The 22,731-nt window shown below is 60.1% G+C and carries 19 protein-coding genes and 2 pseudogenes; 8 read left to right on the forward strand and 13 right to left on the reverse strand.

Annotated features, from left to right (window positions below):
• On the reverse strand, window positions 1-741 hold a 741-nt coding region (gene istA / locus NB311A_RS14855; RefSeq protein WP_009799594.1), incomplete at its 3' end, for an IS21 family transposase.
• Window positions 742-1,085: 344 nt separating this feature from the next.
• Between istA and NB311A_RS14860 the strand changes: the two are divergent.
• Window positions 1,086-1,820, forward strand: a pseudogene (locus NB311A_RS14860) (methyl-accepting chemotaxis protein); the annotation flags it as partial.
• A gap of 110 nt (window positions 1,821-1,930) precedes the next feature.
• Here NB311A_RS14860 and NB311A_RS14865 read toward each other — a convergent pair.
• Complete coding sequence (locus NB311A_RS14865; RefSeq protein ID WP_009797950.1) at window positions 1,931-3,022, reverse strand: IS5-like element ISNisp7 family transposase; 1,092 nt, start codon at window positions 3,020-3,022, stop codon at window positions 1,931-1,933.
• Window positions 3,023-3,453: 431 nt separating this feature from the next.
• Window positions 3,454-3,891, reverse strand: coding sequence for a hypothetical protein (locus tag NB311A_RS14870; protein WP_131522922.1), 438 nt, complete (start codon window positions 3,889-3,891; stop codon window positions 3,454-3,456).
• A gap of 373 nt (window positions 3,892-4,264) precedes the next feature.
• Between NB311A_RS14870 and NB311A_RS22935 the strand changes: the two genes are divergently transcribed.
• From NB311A_RS22935 to NB311A_RS14880, 3 genes are all read left to right on the forward strand, one after another.
• Window positions 4,265-4,393: a hypothetical protein gene (locus tag NB311A_RS22935; RefSeq protein WP_256365424.1), complete on the forward strand. Its 129-nt coding sequence runs from the start codon at window positions 4,265-4,267 to the stop codon at window positions 4,391-4,393.
• Window positions 4,394-4,664: 271 nt separating this feature from the next.
• Complete coding sequence (locus NB311A_RS14875; RefSeq protein WP_040675571.1) at window positions 4,665-5,108, forward strand: hypothetical protein; 444 nt, start codon at window positions 4,665-4,667, stop codon at window positions 5,106-5,108.
• Between the two features lie 170 nt (window positions 5,109-5,278).
• The gene (locus tag NB311A_RS14880) at window positions 5,279-6,085 is read left to right on the forward strand and encodes a DUF2147 domain-containing protein (RefSeq protein ID WP_040675499.1); all 807 of its coding nucleotides are present in this window, start codon (window positions 5,279-5,281) and stop codon (window positions 6,083-6,085) included.
• 62 nt (window positions 6,086-6,147) lie between these two features.
• Here NB311A_RS14880 and NB311A_RS21395 read toward each other — a convergent pair.
• The 3 genes and pseudogenes from NB311A_RS21395 to aspS form a co-directional block, all read right to left on the reverse strand.
• A pseudogene (locus NB311A_RS21395) lies at window positions 6,148-6,276 on the reverse strand (IS481 family transposase); the annotation flags it as partial.
• Window positions 6,277-6,308: 32 nt separating this feature from the next.
• Window positions 6,309-8,615, reverse strand: a complete 2,307-nt coding sequence (locus NB311A_RS14885) for an NADP-dependent malic enzyme (protein ID WP_009799601.1) — start codon at window positions 8,613-8,615, stop codon at window positions 6,309-6,311.
• Between the two features lie 179 nt (window positions 8,616-8,794).
• Window positions 8,795-10,579, reverse strand: a complete 1,785-nt coding sequence (gene aspS / locus NB311A_RS14890; protein WP_009799602.1) for an aspartate--tRNA ligase — start codon at window positions 10,577-10,579, stop codon at window positions 8,795-8,797.
• A 389-nt stretch (window positions 10,580-10,968) separates the two neighbouring features.
• Between aspS and rnd the strand changes: the two genes are divergently transcribed.
• Complete coding sequence (gene rnd, locus NB311A_RS14895; RefSeq protein WP_040675574.1) at window positions 10,969-12,117, forward strand: ribonuclease D; 1,149 nt, start codon at window positions 10,969-10,971, stop codon at window positions 12,115-12,117.
• A 40-nt stretch (window positions 12,118-12,157) separates the two neighbouring features.
• Here the strand turns inward: rnd and NB311A_RS14900 are convergent, their stop codons facing one another.
• The 5 genes from NB311A_RS14900 to NB311A_RS14920 all read right to left on the reverse strand — a co-directional run bounded on the left by NB311A_RS14900 (window position 12,158) and on the right by NB311A_RS14920 (window position 18,821).
• Window positions 12,158-13,468, reverse strand: coding sequence for a hemolysin family protein (locus tag NB311A_RS14900; protein ID WP_116394785.1), 1,311 nt, complete (start codon window positions 13,466-13,468; stop codon window positions 12,158-12,160).
• Between the two features lie 224 nt (window positions 13,469-13,692).
• Complete coding sequence (ppx, locus tag NB311A_RS14905; RefSeq protein ID WP_009799605.1) at window positions 13,693-15,204, reverse strand: exopolyphosphatase; 1,512 nt, start codon at window positions 15,202-15,204, stop codon at window positions 13,693-13,695.
• Window positions 15,205-15,211: 7 nt separating this feature from the next.
• Entirely contained in the window at window positions 15,212-17,413 is a 2,202-nt protein-coding gene (locus tag NB311A_RS14910; RefSeq protein WP_009799606.1) for an RNA degradosome polyphosphate kinase, read from the reverse strand.
• A 151-nt stretch (window positions 17,414-17,564) separates the two neighbouring features.
• Window positions 17,565-18,245 carry a DnaA ATPase domain-containing protein gene (locus NB311A_RS14915; protein WP_009799607.1) on the reverse strand — a complete coding sequence of 227 codons (681 nt, stop codon included), beginning with the start codon at window positions 18,243-18,245 and terminating at the stop codon, window positions 17,565-17,567.
• A gap of 33 nt (window positions 18,246-18,278) precedes the next feature.
• Window positions 18,279-18,821 (reverse strand): CDP-alcohol phosphatidyltransferase family protein, encoded by a 543-nt coding sequence (locus NB311A_RS14920; protein ID WP_009799608.1) that lies wholly within the window; start codon window positions 18,819-18,821, stop codon window positions 18,279-18,281.
• A gap of 169 nt (window positions 18,822-18,990) precedes the next feature.
• Between NB311A_RS14920 and purM the strand changes: the two genes are divergently transcribed.
• A complete protein-coding gene (gene purM / locus NB311A_RS14925; RefSeq protein ID WP_009799609.1) occupies window positions 18,991-20,064 on the forward strand; it encodes a phosphoribosylformylglycinamidine cyclo-ligase in 1,074 nt (357 codons plus the stop codon).
• A gap of 23 nt (window positions 20,065-20,087) precedes the next feature.
• Window positions 20,088-20,741 (forward strand): phosphoribosylglycinamide formyltransferase, encoded by a 654-nt coding sequence (purN, locus tag NB311A_RS14930; RefSeq protein ID WP_009799610.1) that lies wholly within the window; start codon window positions 20,088-20,090, stop codon window positions 20,739-20,741.
• 93 nt (window positions 20,742-20,834) lie between these two features.
• On the opposite strand, the gene NB311A_RS14935 is transcribed toward purN, so the two are convergent.
• Together NB311A_RS14935 and ndk are read right to left on the reverse strand one after the other, a co-directional pair.
• Window positions 20,835-21,662 (reverse strand): TerC family protein, encoded by an 828-nt coding sequence (locus NB311A_RS14935; protein ID WP_009799611.1) that lies wholly within the window; start codon window positions 21,660-21,662, stop codon window positions 20,835-20,837.
• Window positions 21,663-21,700: 38 nt separating this feature from the next.
• Window positions 21,701-22,123, reverse strand: coding sequence for a nucleoside-diphosphate kinase (ndk, locus tag NB311A_RS14940; RefSeq protein ID WP_009799612.1), 423 nt, complete (start codon window positions 22,121-22,123; stop codon window positions 21,701-21,703).
• 262 nt (window positions 22,124-22,385) lie between these two features.
• On the opposite strand from ndk, the gene NB311A_RS14945 reads away from it, so the two are divergent.
• Window positions 22,386-22,640: a hypothetical protein gene (locus tag NB311A_RS14945; protein WP_009799613.1), complete on the forward strand. Its 255-nt coding sequence runs from the start codon at window positions 22,386-22,388 to the stop codon at window positions 22,638-22,640.
• Window positions 22,641-22,731 lie beyond the last annotated feature (91 nt).

A 22,731-nucleotide genomic window follows, 5' to 3' on the forward strand; every position in this document is an offset into this window, starting at 1 on the left:
GACCTGGTTCTCGACCTGACCCTTCTCCCAGCCCGACGCCGGCGTGCAGGCGACCGGATCGATCAGATAGTGGCTGCACATCTGCAGGAAGCGGCGATTGTAGCGGCGATCCTTGCCGACGAAGATCGTCTCTACCGCCGTCTTCATGTTGTCGTAGATGCCGCGGCTGCAGGTACCCTTGAACAGTGCGAACGCCCGGTCGTGGGCGTCGAATACCATCTCCTGCGTCTCCCGCGGATAGGCCCGCACGAACAGCATGCGGCTGTGGCACAGCCGGACATGAGCGACCTTCACGATCGCCGTCACGCCGTTGAGGAGAACGATCTCATGGCTCCAGTCGAACTGGTAGGCTTCGCCCGCCGCAAAGCTCAACGGAACATAGGCCGCCGCGGTCGATTGCCCGCGCTCCTTGCTCCAACGCCTGGCGTAACGCCGTACGGCATCGTAGCCGCCGTCATAGCCGCGTCCGCGCAACTCTTCGAAGATCCGGATCAGCGTCAGCTGTTCGCGAGCCGATTTGGCCGCGTTCGCCGCCAGCAGTTCATCAAGCTCCGCCGCCCAACGCCCGAGTTTGGGGCGCGGCTGGATCGAACGCTCATACTCGAACAAGGTCTTGCCCGACCTCAGCACCTTCCGGACCGTGTTCCGCGACACCTTCAGGTCACGGGCGATCTCCTTGATCGTCTTGCCCTTGATGAAGTGTTCGCGCCGTATCCGCGCAATCGTCTCCACGATCAGCATCCCCGACCACCTGCTTCATGACAAAGCAGGCAGCGCAACAGCCAACCTGTAGGGGGTCAATTTTGGACGCCGATCCCCCGGCTTACGGGGTCAATTTTGCATGCCGAATGACAGCTTGTCCGGCCATTTCTCGTGGCCAGCTCCAGTGTTAATCAAAATTTACCGATTTAGGTGCAAATATACTTGTCAAGCTCGGAATGCCCCTCCTTTCAAAAATATTGCACCGCGCTTGTGTTGCCACTGGATTTTATTTTTCTTTCATTCCCGGAGATGTCACGATGTTTGTGGGTCGCCGCAAAGCAGTTCCTAACGCCCAATCTCGCATTGATGCCCTTAGTCGATCTCAAGCGATGATCGAGTTTACTCTCGACGGAACGGTCGTATCAGCCAACCAGAATTTTCTCGATGTCTTCGGCTACAAGCTCGATGAGATTCAAGGCAAACATCACTCGATGTTTATCGAGCCGTCCACGCGGGATAGTGCCGAATATCGCGAATTTTGGGCGGCGCTCAATCGCGGTCAATTCCAGACCGCCGAATACAAGCGAATCGGAAAAGGCGGCAAGGAAGTTTATATCCAAGCCTCCTACAATCCGATCTACGATCTCAACGGAAAACCGTTCAAGGTTGTAAAATATGCAACCGATGTCACCCGGCAGGTGCTGATTCGAATCGGAAATGAGCGGGTTCGCGAAATGATGGAGTCCGTTGCCGCAGGTTCCGAGGAATTGAATACATCGGTCCGAGAAATCTCCGACGCTATGGCAAAATCGCGGGAGACGGCCATGGGGGCCGTCAACCGTGTGGCCGACGCCGATACGCAGGCGCAACGTCTCACATCTGCGGCCGAGTCGATGAGCGGGATTGTTGAGTTGATCAACAACATCACCGGTCAAATCAATTTGCCTGCACTCAATGCCACGATTGAGTCCGCTCGCGCGGGCGATGCGGGCAGAGGTTTCGCGGTTGTAGCAGCTGAGGTCAAGAACCTCGCCACTCAAGCCAAGCAGGCAACAGATAAGATCGGCCAGGAGATCGGAACTCTGAATGTTATATCCGGCGATGTCGTTGACGCTCTAGCAGGCTGTTGAAGAAGTGTCCCGTCTGGCTTTCGGGATGGCTTAATCGCCGTTGTGATGAGATTTGGATTGAGCTGTCGAGCAGTTTGGCGTGGCCGTGGGACGGGGGGTCATGCTGGCACCGCCATGAGCTTCGGCAGTCGCACCAGATTGTAAGCGGCGGCTGCGAAGGTGAAGGCCCATTCGACGCGGTCGCGGCCGCGGAAGCGGGTCTTGTCCTGGCGGGCGACCGTCTTGATCCAGCCGAAGGCTTCCTCAATGCGCTTGCGGATACGCTGGCTGACGGCATAGCCGCTGTGCCGCGTCGTGCGTCCGTCGATCGCCGAGCTTCGGCCTCTCGTGTTCTGCGCCACGTGCGGCGTCACCTTCATCGCGCGCAACTCATTGACGAAGTCCTCCGTGTCATAGGCCTTATCAGCGCCAAGTGTGATGGCCAGGGGCCGGTCGGCGCGAGGTTCGATCATGTGCAACGCCGCCACCCGCTCGGCATGTCCGTCGGCCAGCGTCAGGCAGGCGTCGACCAACAGGCCGTGGCGGTTCTCCATCAGCCCATGACCCATGAAGCATAGCTTCGCCTCCTTGCCCTTGCCCTTCTTGTAGAGCCTTGCGTCCGGATCGGTGGTCGAGGCATGCGTGTCGTTAGTCCGCTTCTGGCCGTGGAAGTCGGCTTCGGCATTGCGCCCGACGCCGCCGGCCGGCGGCTCGCCAGAGCCGTCCTTCGGTTTGACGCTCTTCATCGAAGCCCAGGCCTCGATCAGCGTGCCGTCGACCGAGAAGTGATCTGTCGACAGCAGCTTCTTCACCTTGGGCTGGGCCAGCACCGCACTCAGGAATTTGGCCGCGATGTCGCCCTCAAGCAGCCGCTCGCGATTCTTCGAGAACACCGAATGGTCCCAGGCTGGATCGTCGACGCCGATGCCCACGAACCAGCGGAACAGAAGGTCGTATTCCAGCCGCTCCATAAGCAACCGCTCCGAGCGGATCGAGTAGAACGCCTGCAAGAGCATCGCCCTGAGCAACTTCTCGGGTGGGATCGACGGCCGCCCGAGTGGCGAGTACAGCGCCGCGAACTCCCGCTCCAAAGCGACAAGCCCTTCGTTCACCGTGACCCGGATGGCGCGAAGCGGGTGGTCGCGTCGAACCCGCGCCTCCAGATCAACGTAGCTGAACAGCTCGCCAGTCAGATTGTCACCACCGCGCACTCATCATCTCCAAATCGCTTCGGAGCAATAAATCATGCTCACAGCTCGGCCGCGACTGGCTTTTTCAACAGCCTGCTAGACCAGATCAGAAAAGCCATTACGCACGTCAACGAGTATGTTACGTCGACCGCGGCGGCTATTGAACAACAGAGCGCTGTTACAAGCGAAATGTCGACCAGTATGCAACGTGCGGCGGCGGAAGCGGCTGCAATCGCAGGAGGTTGATGTCGCATGAACCCGGGATCATCATTTTGTTGTCGCGATCATCAATAGATCACGTGGGTTGAACGAACGGATAACTGCCGAACAGGCGGGAAACGGAAAGGCTCCGACAAAATCGGGGCCGCGACGGAGATGACATCTCCGTCGCGAGTTCGTTCTGAGAACTCAGGCAGCTCAAGTACAAGTGCCCGCACGGAGTCTCCCAGACATTAATTCTGGGTACAGGTACCTGACTGCCCGGTGCCCGGCTTGTAAGTACCGCCATTGGCATTGCAGCCGGTCTTCAGCTTGGCGCAGAGCGCCTTGTCGTTGCAGAAAGCATTCCGCTGCGGACCGATGTCCGCGACAAGCCCCATCTGCTGGCCAGCCTGCGATGGTTTGGTGCAGACGCCTGACGAACCGTCCGGCTTGCTCGGCGAATACTTATAGCCGGCACCCTCGCAGGCCGCCTTGAGCCGGGCGCAACTGAAATTGCTGTTGGGCTTGTCGCCCTTGCTGTTACAACTACCGACCGCCTGCCCGGCTGAGGTCGGCGGCGGTTCGGAGCGTATCGTCGCTCCGGGATCGGGCTTGGTCACCGGCTGCGCCATTGCCGTGGCCGACGCGAAAACCAGAAGTACAGCTGTCACAAGATTGCGTTTGATCATCTTCGCTCCTCCAAAGAGTTCGCCGATCCTTGACCGGTCCCGCATTGGACGGACGCAGCGTTCCGCGGGTTCAACTGCAATTGAAGGCCAGTACCGAAGCGCCGTGCCGGTCTTAAGAGGTTCGCCAGCTAACACAGAGCGTTATTTCAATCGCCAAACAAACGGCGCAGGTTATCGGAAAGCGCGGTAAAGTCCTGCTGCGTCGCTACCGGCGCAAGCCCGCGCCAAAATTATTTAAAATTATTTATCGTCGACATCTCCCGTCGGAGCCGGCGAACGCCGATATTGTTCTTTGCTATTGTCCGCGATCTAAAGTTGCGAGTGACGGTACCGTATTTTGCGATGAGCAAAATCGTTTTGTGGAGGCAAAAACATGCCCCTGTTAATGTTTGGCGCAATCATCGGCTGCGGCGTGCTCTTTTACGCCAGCTACCGCTATGTGAGATCCCATCCGCCACGTGAAGCGGAAGAGGCGCCGAAAGAGATCGCGAAAGGCGATTGAACGGTTGCGCATTCCGCGTTTCTGACCACAGGCGCGGAGCGTCTTTGGAAGCAAAGCGGCCGCACTTAGTTATTGTTATTTATTAATATAATTATGTATATAGCTGATACATCATAATTTTTCTGACAATGTAGAATGGCGTTTTTTGATAGACAAAAAACCGCCCATTTGCGCCCAAATACATGCGTTCAAATACGTATGGGGACGGGATGCGTCGGTCATATGCGGACTCGAGGCCGCGCCGTCCCGTCCCAATATGGGGGACAGTCAGGTGAGTGAAAACGACCCGACCGCTTACGCTCTCGCGGCGATTGCGTGTTTCATCGACAAACCAGATGTCTCGGACGACGGAGACGCCGGCGCTGCACCAGAGCCTGAAACACCAGAACAAGTTACATTCGAACCGACCGAGGAAACAGCGATACCGGACTCTCCCGATCCCTCTCCGGATTGGAAGCAGGCCGAAACCTACACGAAATACGGCCCTGGTCCCCTCGCCGCCGTTCGGTTCAAGTGGTCCACGCGCTGCGGCGACAATGGCGACTATTTCGTTGACGAAACGATCGGAGAAAGTTCGTACCCTCTCGTCAGCGGTCCTATGACAAAAGAAGCTGCGATCAAGTTCGTCGACGACCGCGAACGCGACGCTCAACAACGCTTTGAAGCTCTACGAAGTGAGATGGCCGGCGAAACCAGTCAGCACGCTGGGGAATAGCCGGGGTCCGGACGACAAGGGGACAAATCCTTTCCGGCCGAAAGCTGCGTCTTGCGTCGAGAAGGGGGCCGGCTTCCACCTCGACACTCTGAGTGATCTGGATCACATTCTGGGACCTTTCGCGCGTCTAAGGTCGGACGTAAGGTTCCGAACCGGAATTGGAGGTCCTCATGAAAAAGTTCGCTATCGCCGCCGCGTTGTTGCTGACCGCTTCGACCGCTCAGGCGGGCGAAAACTTTTCATTCGAGATCGGCGGGCACACCGTACGGATCCACGCGCCGCGAGGCTGCGACTCCCCGTCCTGCATCTCGGTTTCGATCCCCGGCCTGTACAACTCGAAACGCAAAGGTTTTAACGAGGCCGATTCTGACGATTCTGATGCCCCTCAGGCAGACGCTGCTGCTGCGGCAGCTCCCTCCTCCCCAAGCACCCCGCCGCCAGCTCCTGCGCAAACGTCCCCGCCGGCTTCTGTTTCAGCATCCGCTGCTCCCGCGGCAGCGCCAGCTCCCGTACAACAGCCCTCGCCCGCGATAGCGGCTCCGACGCCGTCCGGCTCGACCGGGGCGCCTGTCCGGCCTGCCGTGACAGCTGCGCCAACTCCGACTCAGGACATGAAAACGGTGGCGACCAACGAGGCAGCCGCGGATCCGGCTGAGGCGTCGCAACGCGCTGCCGAACCGGTCGGCCCTCTCGGAATGTGGGTAACCGAGAAGAAGGAAGGCCACGTCCGGATCGAGGCGTGCGGCACGAACCTGTGCGGATATTCCGTGGATTCCCGGAGCGGCCGGAACAAGGAGAAGATATTGATCAACATGAAGCCGAACGGCTCGAAGTGGAGCGGGAAGATTTACGATCCGAAGAGCGGCAGCACCTACAGCTCCACCGTTGCAATGAAAGGCAAGGACCGCCTGCGCGTACGGGGTTGCGCATTCGGGGGCATGTTCTGCGGCGGGCAGACCTGGACCCGGCTGAACTAGAGCTTTTCCGCTTCTGATGGAATCAGAAGCGGGAGAAGCATGATTTTGATTTGGCGCGTTTTTTCGGCAACCGTCTTCTGGTTGATGCCGTAGCGCTTCGCCAGCACTCTCAGGCTCTCTCGACGATGTTGTATCGTTCGTCGACGGACCGCTGCTGTCGTCGTGGCGCTCCCGTAATGAACCTGGCCTATCACGCAGCCCTCCATTCCCGCGAGAAGCGCCATCAAAGCCCGGGATCAAACATTTCTTGTTGCCGGGTCGCGCGCTCCTGCGCCTCGACCACCGCGATGGCCGTCATGTTGAGGATGCCGCGCGCCGTCACTGACGGAGTCAGAATGTGCGCGGGACGCGCGGGACCGATCAGGATAGGCCCCACCAGCAGTCCGTTGCCGAGCACCTTGATCATCTGATAGGCCGCGTTGGCTGCATCGAGATTGGGCAGGATCAAAACATTGGCGACGCCGGTCAGCCGGGAATGCGGCAGGATCAGTTGTCGCGCGGACTCCGACAGAGCGGTATCGCCCTGCATTTCACCATCAGCCTCGATATCGGGATGACGGGCGATGAATAGCTCGGTCGCCCGGCGCGCCTTGCGCGCCGATTCGGTATCGTAGCTGCCGAAATCGGAATGTGACACGAAAGCGATCTTCGGCTTGATATTGAAGCGCTGTACATGCACGGCAGCCTGAGCTGCGATGTCCGCCAGTTCGTCCGCGGAAGGGTTCGGGCGAACCTGCGTATCCGCGATGAAATAGGCGCCCTTGCCGGTGATCATCAGCGACAGCGCGGCGAAGTCGCTCGTGCCGGGCCGATACCCGATGATCTCCCGAATATGCCGGAGGTGCCGCATATAGCTGCCTTCGACGCCGCACAGCATCGCATCGGCTTCGCCGCGTACCACCGCGAGCGCGGCGATCACCGTTGCGTTGGTGCGGATCGTGGTCCGGGCGACGTCTGGCGTCGCGCCGTGCCGGCCGGCGACATCGATATAGGACTGCACATATGAGCGGTAACGGGGATCGTCCTCAGGGTTGATCAGATCGAAATCCCTGCCCGCCTTGATCGCGAGACCAAGACGCCTGATCCGTGCCTCCACCACGGACGGGCGGCCGACCAGGATCGGGCGAGCCAGTTGCTCTTCGAGCACCTGCTGGGTTGCCTGCAGCACCCGCATATCTTCGCCCTCGGCGTAAATGACCCGAAACGGCTGCTTCTTCGCCTCCGCAAATACCGGTTTCATGACGAGGCCGGACCGGAAGGCAAAACGTTCGAGCCGCGCGTGATACTCGTCGAAATTGGCGATCGGCCGCGTCGCAACTCCCGAAGCCATGGCAGCCCTCGCGACGGCGGGCGCGATGCGCAGGATCAATCGAGGGTCGAACGGATTCGGAATCAAGGAGCCAGGTCCGAAACCCTGAGTCTCGCTGTCAAACCGGATTGCCGCGTCGAGCGGTGGCTCGCGCGCGAGCCGGGCGATCGCATCGACAGCGGCCAGCTTCATATCCTCGTTGATCGCAGTAGCGCCGACGTCGAGAGCACCTCGGAAGATAAAAGGAAAGCACAGAACGTTGTTCACCTGATTGGGAAAGTCCGAACGCCCGGTGCAGATCATGGCATCGGGGCGCGCCTTGCGCGCATCGTCCGGCATGATTTCCGGAACAGGATTGGCGAGCGCCAGCACCAACGGCTTGTCCGCCATCTGCGCAACCATCTCCGGCGTCAGCACGCCGCCGGCCGAGACGCCAAGAAACACATCCGCGCCTGCGATCACCTCCGCCAGCTTGCGCTTGTCCGTCTTCTGCGCATAGACCGCCTTCCACGGGTCCATCAGCGTATCGCGGCCCTCGTATACAACGCCGTCGATATCGCAGACCCAGATGTTCTTGCGCTGCGCGCCCATCGACACCAGCAGATTGAGGCAGGCGATGGCCGCGGCGCCCGCGCCGGAAGCAACGATCCTGACCTCCGCGAGCGCCTTGCCATTCAGCAGCAGCCCGTTGGTGACCGCGGCGGCGACGATGATCGCGGTGCCGTGCTGATCGTCATGAAAGACCGGAATCTTCATCCGGGCCTTCAGCTGCTTCTCGATCTCAAAGCATTCGGGTCCCTTGATGTCCTCAAGGTTGATCCCGCCGAAGGTCGGCTCCAGCGCCGCGACCGTCTCCACCACGCGCTCGATGGTATCGGCGGCGATTTCGATATCGAACACGTCGATGCCGGCGAACTTCTTGAACAGGACCGCTTTGCCTTCCATCACGGGCTTGGAGGCGAGCGGTCCGATATTGCCAAGACCGAGCACGGCCGTGCCATTCGACACCACCGCGACCAGATTGGCCCGGCCGGTCAGCGTAGCGGCTTCCGCCGGATCGGCGACGATCTCCTCGCAGGCTGCGGCGACGCCGGGCGAATAGGCCAGCGCGAGGTCACGCTGGTTGGCAAGCGGCTTTGTCGGCTGGATTTCAAGCTTGCCGGGACGCGGGGAGCGATGAAAGGACAGCGCGGCGGAGCGAAGATCCTCTGAATACGACACGGTATACGCTCCTTGCAGCTTTCATCAGCTCCGGGGGCGGATTTTGACGATGGCGCGCCGCGTGTCGGTTTGAGCACAAAACCGAACCCGAGCAATACCCGTAACTTGCCGACGATTCCTCGATTCCAGCATTCGCAGGAAGCCGGCGAAAACCAGATGCCGATGTCAGAATCGAACCGCTAGTCTTGCGGCAGATTGAGCCGGATATGAAGCTCGCGCAACTGCTTGGGGGTGACGTCTGATGGCGCGCTCATCAGCAAATCTTCCGCCTGCTGGTTCATCGGAAACAGGGAGATTTCGCGCAGGTTGGTGGTGCCGCAGAGCAGCATGACAATGCGGTCGACGCCGGCCGCCATGCCGCCATGGGGCGGCGCGCCGTACTGAAACGCGCGGTACATGCCGCCGAATCGCTCCACGACTTCGGTTTCGCCATAGCCTGCGATCTCGAACGCCTTCACCATCGCTTCCGGCCGGTGATTGCGGATGCCGCCGGAGGCAATCTCGTAGCCGTTGCAGGTGATGTCGTACTGAAACGCATTGATTGTCAGCGGGTCCTGGGTGTTGAGCGCGTCGAGCCCGCCCTGAGGCATCGAGAAAGGATTATGCGAGAAGTCGACCTTTTTATCTTCTTCGTTGTACTCATACATCGGGAAATCGACGATCCAGGCCAGCTCGAACCGGTCCTTATCGATCAGGTTCAGCTCCTCGCCGAGCCTGGTGCGCGCGAGCCCCGCGAACTTCCAGAATTTTGCCGGATCGCCAGCGACAAAGAACGCAGCATCGCCAACCTTGAGGCCGAGCTGGACGCGGACCGCTTCGGTACGCTCGGGTCCGATATTGTTGGCGAGCGGGCCAGCGCCCGAAATGCTTTTGTCTTCTTCCTCGCGCCACATGATGTAGCCGAGCCCCGGCTGGCCTTCGCCTTGCGCCCACGAATTCATGCGATCGCAGAACGCCCGGCTGCCGCCACCGGGTCCCGGAATCGCCCACACCTGATTCTTCGAATCCTCCAGCATCCGCGCGAACACCTTGAAGCCGGAACCGCGAAAGTGCTCTGAGACATCCTGCATCAGCAGCGGATTGCGCAGATCCGGTTTGTCCGTACCGTACTTGCGAACGGCGTCTGCAAACGGAATGCGCGGCCAGTTTCTGGTCACCGGCTTGCCCTTGGCGAACTCCTCGAACACCCCGGTGATGACTGGCTCAACCGCAGCGAAAACATCATCCTGCTCGACAAAGCTCATCTCAAGGTCGAGCTGGTAGAACTCGCCCGGCAGGCGGTCGGCGCGCGGGTCTTCGTCGCGAAAGCACGGCGCGATCTGGAAATAGCGGTCGAAGCCAGACATCATCAGCAATTGCTTGTACTGCTGCGGCGCCTGCGGCAGCGCGTAGAACTTGCCGGGATGAATGCGCGAGGGAACCAGGAAGTCGCGAGCGCCCTCTGGCGAGGATGCCGTCAGGATCGGGGTCTGAAACTCGAAAAACCCCTGCTCTTTCATGCGTCTGCGCATCGAATCGACAATGGCGCCGCGGGTCATGATGTTCTGATGCAAACTCTCGCGACGAAGGTCGAGGAAGCGGTACTTAAGCCTTATATCTTCTGGATATTCCTGCTCGCCGAACACCGGCAGCGGCAACTCGGCGGCGGGTCCGAGCACTTCGATCTCGGTGACATAGAGTTCGACATTGCCGGTCGGCAGCTCCGGATTTTCGGTTCCAGCGGGACGGCGTCGCGCCTTGCCGTCGATCCGGACAACCCACTCCGAGCGCAGCTTTTCGGCCAGCGCAAAGGCGGGAGAGTCCGGATCGGCCACGCACTGGGTGAGCCCGTAATGGTCGCGCAGATCGATGAAGAGCACCCCGCCGTGGTCGCGAATGCGATGGCACCAGCCGGACAGGCGGACCGTCTGATCGATGTGGCTGTCGCGGAGCGCGCCGCAGGTATGGGACCGATAGCGATGCATGGAAATCCTGCAAGAATGCGTCAGAGAGGCGGAATCAGAGGTCGGACGGGCTAAACGATTTGAGCGTCAGGGGTTTACCCGAGCGGGAAGAGCGCGGCAACCGAGACGCGAAACCTGAAAGATCGAATAGTGGTCCGATTCTAACATTCGTATCCTGTTTGGGCGGCGCCTTGTTGCGGATGTAAGATCGAAAAGACCACCAGCACACGCAAGTTGCTGGTGGTCTTTTGACTGTCATTCGCGTTCGGGGGACGCGCGCGGCCACGTGGTTTGCGATGTCAAATTCGCTCCACCCGGGCGTCTTTCTGACCGCAAAAGCCTGCAAAAACAAGCGCAGCGAGCGTCGAAAGCGGGGCGACAAGGGCAAAAAGACGGGTTATGGAGCGTTCATGGACCTGATTACGACCACTGCGGAACTGGCCTCCGTCTGCGCTCGCTTCGCCAAGCATCCCGTCATCACCGTCGATACGGAATTCCTCCGCGAGACCACCTATTATCCCCTGCTCTGCGTCATTCAGATGGCAAGCCCCGATGAGGCGATTGCGATCGACGCTCTGGCAGAGGGAATCGACCTGAACTCTTTTTTCACCCTGATGTCGAATGAAGGCGTCCTAAAGGTCTTCCACGCAGCACGACAGGACATCGAAATTATCTGGCATCAGGCCGGCATCATTCCCCATCCCGTCTTCGACACACAGGTAGCTGCCATGGTGCTCGGATACGGCGATTCCATCGCCTATGACGCGCTGGTCGAGCGCGTTACCGGGCACCGCCCGGACAAAACTCACCGATTCACCGACTGGTCGCGCCGGCCACTGACCGCGGAACAACTTGAATACGCCGTGGCTGATGTCACTCACCTCCGCGACGTCTTTGCCGCTCTCGATGTGGATCTCAGGAAGCGCGGCCGCAGCGATTGGGTCAGCGAGGAGATGGAGATTTTGACCTCGCCAAAAACCTATGACTTCCACCCCGAACGCGCATGGGAGCGATTGAAGACACGGGTCCGCAAGCCCAAGGACCTTGCTGTCCTGATGGAAGTCGCGGCCTGGCGCGAACAGGAGGCCCAGAGCCGGAACATTCCGCGGTCGCGGGTGCTGAAAGACGATGCCGTCGGCGATATCGCGACCCATGCTCCCGCCAGCCCGGAGCGGCTGGCGACGCTTCGCTCGCTGCCCAAAGGTTTTGAAAAATCCCAGTGGGGTGCCGATATCGTCGCGGCCGTCCAGCGCGGGCTCGCCCGGGATCCGGGCACGCTGCCCAAGATCGAGAAGCCACGCAACAATTCGAACGGGGCCGCCACGGTAGAGCTTCTCAAGGTCCTCTTGCGCATGACGTCCGAGCGTCATGCCGTCGCGAGCAAAATCATCGCGACGGTGGACGATCTGGAGCGGATCGCAGCTGACGACAAGGCTGATGTCGGTGCCTTGCACGGCTGGCGGCGCGAACTGTTCGGCGAGGCGGCCCTCGCGCTGAAGCATGGCCGGCTGGCTCTGGCGATCGAAAAGGGCCGGGTGGTGCGCGTGGAGCGAACTTAAAGCGCCGCGGGTTTCCTCTCCCACCAAGGGTTAGAATGCATCATGCGTTCGACCTCAAGGCGACGAGTTTACTGATCCGCGGACCGTCCATTTCCATGATCCGAAACGACCATCCCTCCCAGGTCAACTCGTCGCCGATAGCCGGTATTCGACCGAGCAGCTCAATCGCGAAGCCTGCCACGGTATGAAAATCTCCATCCGGCTTGCGATTGATGTTCAAGTGTATCATCGCTTCGTCGAACGGCGTTTTCCCATCGATGATAAGCTTGCCGTCGTCACCTTCCTGTATGCCCGGCTCCTCGCCGGCATCCGGCAACTCTCCTGCAATGGACTCCAAAAGATCGGTGCGAGTGATAATTCCCTGCAGGTCGCCATACTCATCGACGACAATGCCAACGCGAACGGGCTGCGTCTTGAAACGCTCGATCGCTTGCAGGATCGGCGTGAATTCCGAGAGCGCGAGCGGTTGCTGAAGGACTGCGAGCGGATCGACTTCACGACCTTCTAGCGCTTGATCGAGCAGGTCCTGCTTGCGCAACACGCCCACGACCTCGTCAATACTCCCCTGCCCGATCACGACATGCTCATGCTTGCACTCACGCACCACATTGAGAATCTCGTCCCGGCTATCGTCCACATCGGCCCAAACTATGCTTGTCCGCGGTGTCATGATGTCGCTCACATCGCGACGGGTAAGGTTGATGACCCGCTCCACGACTTCCCGCTGAGTTCGAGCAAGCAGTCCAGCTCGTTCAGTCTCGGCAACAAGAAGCCTGATCTCATCGGGCGAGTGAAGCGTTTCCTTTTCGCTGGCTGCGCGGAGACCGAACAAGCGCAAGACGCTGTTGCCGAGCCCGTTCAATGACACGACCGCCGGCTTCAACAGGAACCCGAACAGCGCCAGCGGGCGCACGATGATCAACGCAGTAGTCTCTGTCCGCTGCAAGGCAAGGCTCTTCGGAGCGAGTTCGCCGAGCACGATGTGCAAGATCGTAATGATCGCAAAGGCGATCATGATAGCGATGGCGTGAGCGCCGATTTCGGCCCCGGTGCCGAACGGCAGCGCCAACAGCGGTACGATCATGTGCGCCAGCGCCGGCTCTCCGATCCAGCCGAGCCCCAATGACGACAGCGTAATCCCAAGCTGACACGCTGCGAGATTATAATCCAGGCGTTCGACGGCCTTTTGCAACGCATGGGCGTTGACACGTCCTGCGGCAACCAGTTGTGCGACGCGGCTGCGACGCATGGCCACCAGCGAGAATTCGGAGGCAACGAAAAAACCATTCGCCACGACAAGAAGAAGCACCGAGAAAATTCCGACTAGACTGGCCAAGCCGCCATCATCCACAGCGAGATCTCCTTTGTGAAAGGCTCCGTATTCCGGCACGATAGCACTTACGAACGGGTGTCGATGCGCACTGACACAATGCCGCAGACAACGCGATGAACGGGCTAGAGCATGATCCCGACCCGAAGGGCCGCGCCAGCGCAAAGTGGAAACCGGTTTTCGGAAAAGATCATGTTCAACAAAAGATAAGCGACGAGTCTGGCTCAATGCAGTTGAAACAGACTCTAGCGGAGGACGATCGAGCCCGAGCGGCCGACAAGGCGCGCCAGTTGCTTGAGCCGACCACCCACACGATCCGCGACCAGATCGACCAGCCGGTGTTCGAACACAAGCGTCAGCTTGCGGCCGCTCCTTTTGAAACGGGTGGCGGACAACACACCGGGCTGAGCCGCCGAAATCAAATGCGCGACGCGGAAAGCCGCGCCCAGAATGCGTGCTCTCTCATCCATGGGCGACGTCACCAGCTCGCATATCACCGGAGACGGCCCGTTCACTTCATTAAACCCGGCATAGCGATAGTAAACCGACAGCGCGACGAAGGCTCGTCCTTGATGGTCGATGTTGCCGAAATTGCCGTGCATGATCAAATTGAGCGTCTGCTCGCTACGGTAGTCCGGGTGCATGCGCCAGCCGATATCGGAAAGCAGGCAGGCGGCGTGACGCAACCGACGTTCATCTTCGGTCTCATGAAGTTTCGCGGTCCGGAACAGCCGATCGGTCCATTCGATCAGTTCCTCGGCATGATGTGCGGAACGTGAGAGCAATCCGTTCAGCGCCTGCGCGGCGCAGATTAATCCATCCCGCGAGCGTTCGGCGGCCGGCAGCATCGAATAAAGCAGGCCTTCGCGGACACCATAGGTCGAAAACAAGATGGTCTTTGGCTTCGCAATCCGGATGATATGTTCTAGCACCAGAGCAGCATAGGTCAGCAGCGGCTGGCGCGCTTCGGCGACTGCCTCGATATCTGCCAGCATCTGGGAAGCCGCCAGACGACGCAGCCGCCGGACGAAATCGAGCGCTTCGGCGGCGGGAACGGAGTAGCCGTGCATGACGCGAAGTGGATAGCCGCTCTGGATGATGTGAATCCGCGCCAGCGCCCGCCATGTGCCGCCGATCGCGTAGAAGGTACGGCCCTCGCCGGCCTTCAGCGGTATCGCGCCCGCAAGCGCGGACTTTACGATGCGGTCTGCGCGCTTCAACGATTTCTTCGACGCATCCTGTAATGCGAGGCTGCCCAGTGGCAACGTTATTCCGCGACCGATGCGATGACCGCGCACGTCGGTCAATTCCAACGAACCGCCGCCGAGATCGCCCACGATCCCGTTCGGCTGATAAACGCTGGAAACCACGCCCTGCGCTGCCAGATAAGCTTCCCGGGGTCCGGACAGAATTTCAACCGGCACATGGCAGATACGTTCAGCCTTGGCTATGAAATCGGGACCATTCGTGGCATCGCGACAAGCGGCGGTTGCGATGGCGTAAACGCGACCGACCTTCATCACCCTGCACAGAGCACGAAAACGCCGCAGCGCTGTCAGTGCCTTGTTGATCGCATCCGTCGCGAGCAGTCCGGTGGATTGAACCTCGCGCCCAAGTCCGCACAATGCTTTTTCGTTGAAAATCGAAACGAGACTCCGCTCCAAAGCTTCATAGACCACGAGGCGGACGGAATTCGAGCCGATATCGATAACAGCGACGCTGGAATCAGGCTTACTCGGGCGCGGATATTTTCGCACAGGCTTCCTACGCGGGTGGCTGCCGCTCTGCGCGACGCGTGAGGCGGCGCGGCGAAGATTCCTTGAGCGACTTTCCACGGCCTGACAGACTCGGATTCGTCATGAAATAGTTGTGCAGGTTGAAGGGTTCCTCACCCTTCGCCGCCTTCATACGCGTTGACGTTCCATCCGGCAACAGCTGCCAGCTCTGTTCGGTATCCTTCAGGTTCGCGACCATGATCTGTTCGAGAACCTGCTGATGCACCGTCGCATTTTGCAAGGGGCATAGCACTTCGACGCGGCGGTCGAGGTTGCGCGGCATCATGTCCGCGGACGAGATATACACAGCAGCCTTGGGGCCGGGCATCGGTTGCCCCATTCCGAAACTGTAAATGCGTCCATGTTCCAGAAACCTGCCGATGATTGACTTGACGCGAATGTTTTCCGACAATCCGGGAACTCCGGGGCGGAGGCAGCAAATGCCGCGCACGATCAACTCGACAGAAACGCCAGCCATGGATGCTTCATACAGAGCATCGATGATGTCGGGATCGACCAGCGCGTTCATCTTCATCCAGATCGCGGCCGGTTTACCGTTGCGAGCAAAAGTAGTTTCGCCGCGAATATGATCGAGAATCCGGTTTCGCAATGTCAGAGGCGATACCGCCATTTTCTCGATATCGCTCGGCTCGGCGTAACCCGTGATGTAGTTGAATACGCGCGCCGCATCGCGGCCTATGATCGGGTCCGATGTAAAATATGACAGATCGGTGTAGATGCGCGCGGTCACGGGGTGATAGTTGCCGGTGCCGGTATGGACGTAAGTCGCGAGACTGCCGCTTTCCCGGCGTACAACCAGCGACAGCTTGGCGTGCGTCTTCAGCTCGAGGAATCCGTAAACCACTTGCGCGCCGGCGCGCTCGAGATCGCGCGCCCAGCGGATGTTGGCCTCCTCGTCAAAACGCGCTTTGAGTTCAATGAGCGCTGTGACCGATTTACCCGCCTCTGCGGCCTCCACCAGCGCCCGTACGATCGGGGAGTTATTGGAGGTGCGGTAGAGCGTCTGCTTGATCGCAACGACGTCAGGGTCGCGCGCGGCCTGCTGCAAAAACTGGACAACGACGTCAAACGATTCATATGGATGATGAACAATCAGGTCTTTCTGCCGGATCGCGGCGAACACGTCGCCGCCATGATCACGCACCCGCTCGGGGTGGCGCGGGACGTACGGCACGAATTCAAGGTCGGGCCGATCGAGCCGTGTGAGCTGCGACAGTTCGGTCATGGCCAGAACGCCGTCCACCAGCAGGACTTCGTCGTCGGTCGCCGATAGCGCCCGCTGAACGAATGCGCGTAGCTCGGCCGGCATGGCAGCTTCGATCTCGAGCCGGATGACGGAGCCGCGGCGGCGGCGTTTCAATGCGGTTTCGAACAGGCGAACCAGATCCTCCGCCTCCTCCTCGATCTCCAGCTCGGAGTCGCGGATGATGCGAAACGCGCCCTGTCCCTTGACGGTGTAACCCGGGAACAGCCGGTTGATGAACAGGCTCGTGGCGCCTTCAATCGTGATCAGCCGGACAGGATCGTCCTTGCTGACCGGCGGCAGCCTCAAGAACCGGTCGATCTTGCCTGGCATACGGATCAACGCATTCATCGGCTTGCCATCAGAGGTGCGCGCTAGCTGTAGCGCGATGGTGAAGCCAAGACTTGGGATGAAGGGGAAAGGGTGAGCCGGATCGATAGCCAACGGCGTCAACAAAGGGAAAATATTATGCAGAAAGTGATCCGCGATCCAGCTCCGCTCGGCTTTGGTGACATCCTTGCCGTCGATCAGGACGATTCCGACCCCGGTGAGCACATTGCGCAGGTCTCGCCAGATCGCCTGCTGATCGCTCGCGAGCGTCGAGACCGTCTCGTTGATGAGAGCAAGTTGCTCTGACGGTGTCAGTCCATCCGGGCTACGCTCGGTGATCCCTTCCCGCACCTGCGCCTTGATGCCGGCAACGCGAACCATGAAGAACTCGTCAAGGTTATTGGCGGAAATCGACAGGAAACGGACGCGTTCGAGCGCCGGGTGGCCGGGATTGACCGATTCCTCGAGTACGCGGCGATTGAAGTGCAGCCAGGACAGCTCCCGATTGATGAACCGCTCCGGCATGTTGCGAATTGGGGTATCTACTTCCGGTTCCGGCCCTTTTTCTCCGGTAGCAATCGTTTGAATTGAATCCATTTGATATGTCGGTCCGTATCTCGTTGGTCTGCGGCTGCGGCGCAATAGCGGCAAAACCATGGGCCAGCTCAATGACCTTTCCATGACATTTGATGTCGCGGAAGGTCATGGCGTCAAGAGTGAGACGGTGAGTACGCCGAGCCGTACGGCTTCAATCGTAATTCCGCAGCAGTTCGGCGGCGAGCGCGCGCGTCACCGGCCTGCCGAGCCGCAGCGATTCGGTATCGAGTCGTTGGACGGCGAGACGGGCAGCGGCAAACGATCGTTCGGTCCGTGTTGCAATTAAATTCACGACTGCTTCGTCGATGTTCATTTGGCGGTCGGCGGAAAACTTCACGATCAGCGCCCGAAACAGCTGATCGTCGGGCGGCATCAGTGTTACGACCGGCACTGCACGGAGTCGCGACCGGAGATCGCGCAATCCGATCTCGATCGCAACCGGAGTGACCCGCGCCGTGATCAACACGAATGCGGTCTCCTCACGGGCGAGATTCATCAGGTGAAACAGCGCAAGCTCGTCGAAGGTTTGCGGATTGAGATCCTCCACGACCAGCGCCCCTGTCGCCAACGCCATCGGCACCGTGGCCGCAGTCAAGCCTTGCGCGCTTATGGAGCGCGCGCCTGCCAGCTCCGCCCAGATCGCCGCCAGATGGCTCTTGCCGCAACCTTCCGGACCGGCCAGCAACATGATTCGGTTCGGCCACTCCGGCCAACTCTCGATCAGCGACAGCGCCGCCGCGTTCGCGTGACCTTCAAGAAAGTCGTCCCGTGAAAAACTTTCAGCGTGCGGCAGCGCGAATGCGAGCTGGCGGGAGGGAGGGCGGCCTGCCACGCATCTACTCCATGTCAGTGGAGTGTGCCGTCTTCATTGCGGATCGATGGTGCTCATGTGGCGCACCCACTCCACGAGATAGAAGGAGACGGAAACCAGGGTCAAGATCGCTATGGCGGCCATCAGAACGGCTTCGTAGGGCGAGGAATCAAATCCGAAGCCCAGCGCCGCCAGCACCAGCGCCGCGAACGCGACCTGTGCTCCTGTATTGAGCTTCGAGACCAGCAGCGGCTTCATGGGCACCGGTTTATTGAATAGCCACGACACGATCACAGCCCCGACGATCATGATGTCGCGCGAAACCACCAGGATAACCAGCCAAATGGGAACGGCTCCCAAGATGCCGAGCGTCACGAAGATCGAGACCAGCAGGGCCTTGTCCGCCAGTGGATCCAGAAGCGCGCCCAGTTCACTCGCCATATTAAAGCGCTTGGCTAAAAACCCGTCCACCGCATCGCTGACGCCAGCAATCACAAAGATGGCAAAGGCGATCTCCATCTGATTGGAGGCGATAGCCCAGATAATGATTGGCACGAGCAAAATACGGCCGAGCGTAATGATATTTGGAATACTCACGCGACGTTTCCCAGGCTCCGGACGGTTTCCTCACAAAATCTTAGGGAGACGAGGCTTTGCCGAGGGGACCAACCTTTGTCTACATAGTATATGCGGACAGGCTGTGCGAGCCATTGCGCAAGTCCACAATCCGACGTAACCAGCCGGGATTGTCTTCGGGCGCTGCTGCATGACCGACAAAAACAACGGCCTTACCTACGCTGGGGCAGGTGTCGATATTGACGCCGGCAACCGGCTGGTCGACCTCATCAAGCCGATGGTGCGCGCGACCGCTCGCGCCGGCGCGGATGCCGAGATCGGTGGATTCGGCGGGCTGTTCGATCTCAAGGCCGCCGGATTTACGGACCCGATTCTGGTGGCGGCCAACGACGGGGTCGGAACCAAGGTCAAGATCGCGATCGAAACCGGCATACACGAGACCATCGGCATCGATCTGGTCGCCATGTCCGTCAACGATCTGGTCGTGCAAGGCGCGGAGCCATTGTTCTTCCTTGATTATTTTTCCTGCGGCAAGCTTGATCCCGAAACGGCTGCGGCGATCGTGGCGGGGATCGCGGAAGGTTGCCGGGAGGCGGGTTGCGCCCTGATCGGCGGCGAAACGGCCGAAATGCCGGGCCTCTATCAGGACGGCGACTACGACCTTGCCGGCTTCGCGGTCGGCGCGGCGGAACGCGGCGCGCTGTTGCCAGGCCGCGATATCGCCGCCGGAGATGCGGTGATCGGACTTGCGTCGTCCGGCGTGCATTCCAACGGCTATTCTCTGGTCCGCAAGATTGTCGAAACCTCGGGAATCGCCCTCGCCGCTCCAGCGCCATTTGCGCCGGTTACGACGTTGGGAGCCGCGCTGCTAACCCCCACCCGGCTTTACGTCAAATCCTGCCTGCGCGCGATCCGCGAAACCGGCGCTGTGAAGGGACTTGCCCACATTACCGGCGGCGGCTTCACCGACAATATTCCTCGCGTCCTGCCCGAACGACTCGGCGTACGAATCGATCTCGCCGGGTTGACTGTCCTTCCGGTATTCAAATGGCTGGCGCATCAGGGCCACATCGCCGAACGCGAAATGCTTCGAACCTTCAATTGCGGCATCGGAATGATCGCGATCGTGCGCCGCGACGCGGTTCAGCAAGTCGCGGACGTGCTTGCGCAGGCCGGCGAACGCGTTTCGTTGCTCGGCGACGTGATCGTTGCGGGCGATGAAGGCCGCGTCATTTACGACGGCCACCTCGATCTCGCGATGTAGAACGCCCGGCAGGAAATGAGAGTATGAAACGCCGTGTCGCCATCCTGATTTCCGGACGCGGATCGAACATGACGGCACTGGTAGAGGCTGCAAAGGCCGAAGGCTTTCCGGCTGAAATTGCGGTCGTCATTTCCAATAAGGCCGGCGCGGCGGGCCTTGCCAGAGCCCAGGCGGCCGGCATCGAGACCCTCGTCATTGAAAGCAGGCCATTCGGCAAGGATCGTGCGGCGTTCGAGGCCGAACTACAGTCCGCTTTGGACGACAAGCGTATCGAATTCATCTGCCTCGGCGGATTCATGCGGCTGTTCACCGCTGAATTCGTTCGGCGTTGGCATGGACGGATGCTCAACATTCATCCTTCGCTGCTTCCATCGTTCCGAGGACTCGACCCCCACGGTCAGGCCCTGCGCGCGGGCGTGAAGATCTCCGGCGCCACGGTTCATTTCGTCGTCGCGGAAACAGATGCCGGACCCATTGTCATGCAAGGCGCGGTTACTGTCCGCGGCGATGATACAGCGGAGACACTGGCCGCCCGCGTGCTCGAGATCGAGCATCGTATCTACCCGGATGCGCTGCGGCTGGTCGCAGGCGGTGGCACGCGACTGGATGGCGATATCTGCAAGACGTCGGCAGACGCCAGTCTGGACGATAGCCTGATCTCGCCGTTGGTGATCTGACAACGCCCCGTCGAGTCAAATGGGCCGCCCCTTCAGCCGTGCGACCCGGGAGCGCATCGCCGGGCTGATCGCGGGGGCAAGCATCACGCCGCTCTAGATGTGCTTATCGGCGATCCGCATGCGCCTGCGCAGCACCGATCCGGCACTAAGCACGATCACAACACCTAGCACACCACACAACACCTCGCTTCCAGGTCCGCCGCCGGAGAATTGCGGCGCGATGCCCAACCATCCCAACGCCTTATCCAGGAAGGCCCCGGCGCCCGTGTCGAAGAATTGATGCCGCTGTGGCGCAACCGCGGGATCAGTCGCGATGACCTCGCCCGCGATCCAGCCCAGCAAGGCCGATCCGGCCCAGATTAAAAAAGGCAGGCGCGTCAGAAGCATCATGATCACAGTAGCGCCCGTCACGATCAGCGGCACGCTGACGGCCAGCCCGATGATCAACAGCAGCACGCTGCCATTCGCCGCCGCAGCGATCGCAATCACATTATCGAGACTCATGACGAAGTCGGCGACAACCACGACCCGAACGGCGGCCCAGAGACGGTTTGCCGCCGGAATTCCCTCCTCGCTCTGCCGTTCCGGCACCAGCAATTTAGTGGCGATCACAAGCAGTGCGAGACCTCCTACCAGCTTGAGGTAGGGCAGCCCCATCATGGTTGTGACGACTCCGGCGAAAACGATGCGAAGGCCAACCGCAGCGCCCGCGCCGAGCACCACCCCCCAAAAACGCAGTCGGGAAGGTAGCCCTCGACAGGCAAGCGCAATCACCAGCGCGTTGTCGCCGGACAAGACGACATCGATCCAGATTATTTTGCCGACGGCGAGCCAGAATGCCGGATCAGCCAGATCATTCCGGAATTGATCGAAGGCCGATGCGATCGTCGTCAGATCGAAGATGTGCAATAGCGAATCCAACGCCAGCTTCCCTTCGATCGAACACCGCCAGATCCGGCCTAGCCGACGATCTCGTTGCCCGAGAAGAACTGAGCGATCTCGACCTCTGCGGTTTCGGCTGCGTCCGATCCATGGACGGAGTTTTCACCGACCGATTTCGCATGAAGCTTGCGAATGGTGCCGTCGGCCGCCTTGGACGGGTCGGTCGCGCCCATGATCTCGCGATACTTGAGGATTGCGTTGTCGCCCTCGAGCACCTGCACGACGACGGGAGCGGAAATCATGAAGTCTACGAGTTCTCCGAAGAACGGGCGCGCCTTGTGCACGGCGTAAAACGTCTCGGCCTGCTCGCGAGTCATGCGAATGCGCTTTTGGGCTACAATTCGAAGTCCGGCCTTTTCTATCAGGGCGTTGATCGCGCCGGTCAGATTTCGCGCGGTCGCGTCCGGCTTGAGAATCGAAAAGGTGCGTTCAATCGCCATGATGTCGTCCTTGATTTAGCAGTCGCAGGAATTGCGCGCTTATATCGGCGCCCATCATCGACGGCAAGCGCATCGGGCGTCTGGCCCTGCCCTATGGCAAATCCATTGCGTAACAATGAATTCTGTAACCTGCGTCACTGAGCCGCTCAAATCCCTGCCGTAACCTCAATGCGCTGAACCTGCTCGCCTGACGCAACGTCAAACCAGGCGGGTGACATTCACCGCGGCGCTTCCGGCGCCCAAACCTTGAGGAGAGAGCATAATGTTTCGCAAATTCGCACTCGCCGCGATCGCGGCTGCGTCGCTTGGCACGGCAGCGTTGGCACCCACCACAGCATCCGCAGGCTGGGGTTGGCATCACCACGGTGGCCATCATCATCATGGTTGGCGCCATCACGGTTGGCGCCATTATGCCTGGGGCCCCGGCTTCATCGGCGCGCCTGGCGGCTGTTATGTGCGCCGGGTGGTGCCGACGCCCTTCGGACCGCGCTGGCGCGTCGTCAATCGCTGCTTCTGACCGATGGAAAAGGCAGTCTCACCGCAATCCAGGTGAGGCTGCCTTTGGGGATTGCAGCCGGGGACTGGTCGGCAGGCGTATTTATCAAGCT

The sequence above is a fragment of the Nitrobacter sp. Nb-311A genome (assembly GCF_000152905.1).
In the GTDB taxonomy this organism is placed as follows: Bacteria; Pseudomonadota; Alphaproteobacteria; order Rhizobiales; family Xanthobacteraceae; genus Nitrobacter.

Bases quoted from the DNA above. Each gene is read 5' to 3' on its own strand.
- ndk (WP_009799612.1), bottom strand. From the start codon at position 22,123: ATGGCGATTGAACGCACCTTTTCGATTCTCAAGCCGGACGCGACCGCG.
- NB311A_RS14880 (WP_040675499.1), top strand. From the start codon at position 5,279: ATGAAAAAGTTCGCTATCGCCGCCGCGTTGTTGCTGACCGCTTCGACC.
- NB311A_RS14945 (WP_009799613.1), top strand. From the start codon at position 22,386: ATGTTTCGCAAATTCGCACTCGCCGCGATCGCGGCTGCGTCGCTTGGC.
- NB311A_RS22935 (WP_256365424.1), top strand. From the start codon at position 4,265: ATGCCCCTGTTAATGTTTGGCGCAATCATCGGCTGCGGCGTGCTCTTT.
- NB311A_RS14910 (WP_009799606.1), bottom strand. From the start codon at position 17,413: ATGGATTCAATTCAAACGATTGCTACCGGAGAAAAAGGGCCGGAACCG.
- aspS (WP_009799602.1), bottom strand. From the start codon at position 10,579: ATGCATCGCTATCGGTCCCATACCTGCGGCGCGCTCCGCGACAGCCAC.
- purM (WP_009799609.1), top strand. From the start codon at position 18,991: ATGACCGACAAAAACAACGGCCTTACCTACGCTGGGGCAGGTGTCGAT.
- NB311A_RS14870 (WP_131522922.1), bottom strand. From the start codon at position 3,891: ATGATCAAACGCAATCTTGTGACAGCTGTACTTCTGGTTTTCGCGTCG.
- purN (WP_009799610.1), top strand. From the start codon at position 20,088: ATGAAACGCCGTGTCGCCATCCTGATTTCCGGACGCGGATCGAACATG.
- rnd (WP_040675574.1), top strand. From the start codon at position 10,969: ATGGACCTGATTACGACCACTGCGGAACTGGCCTCCGTCTGCGCTCGC.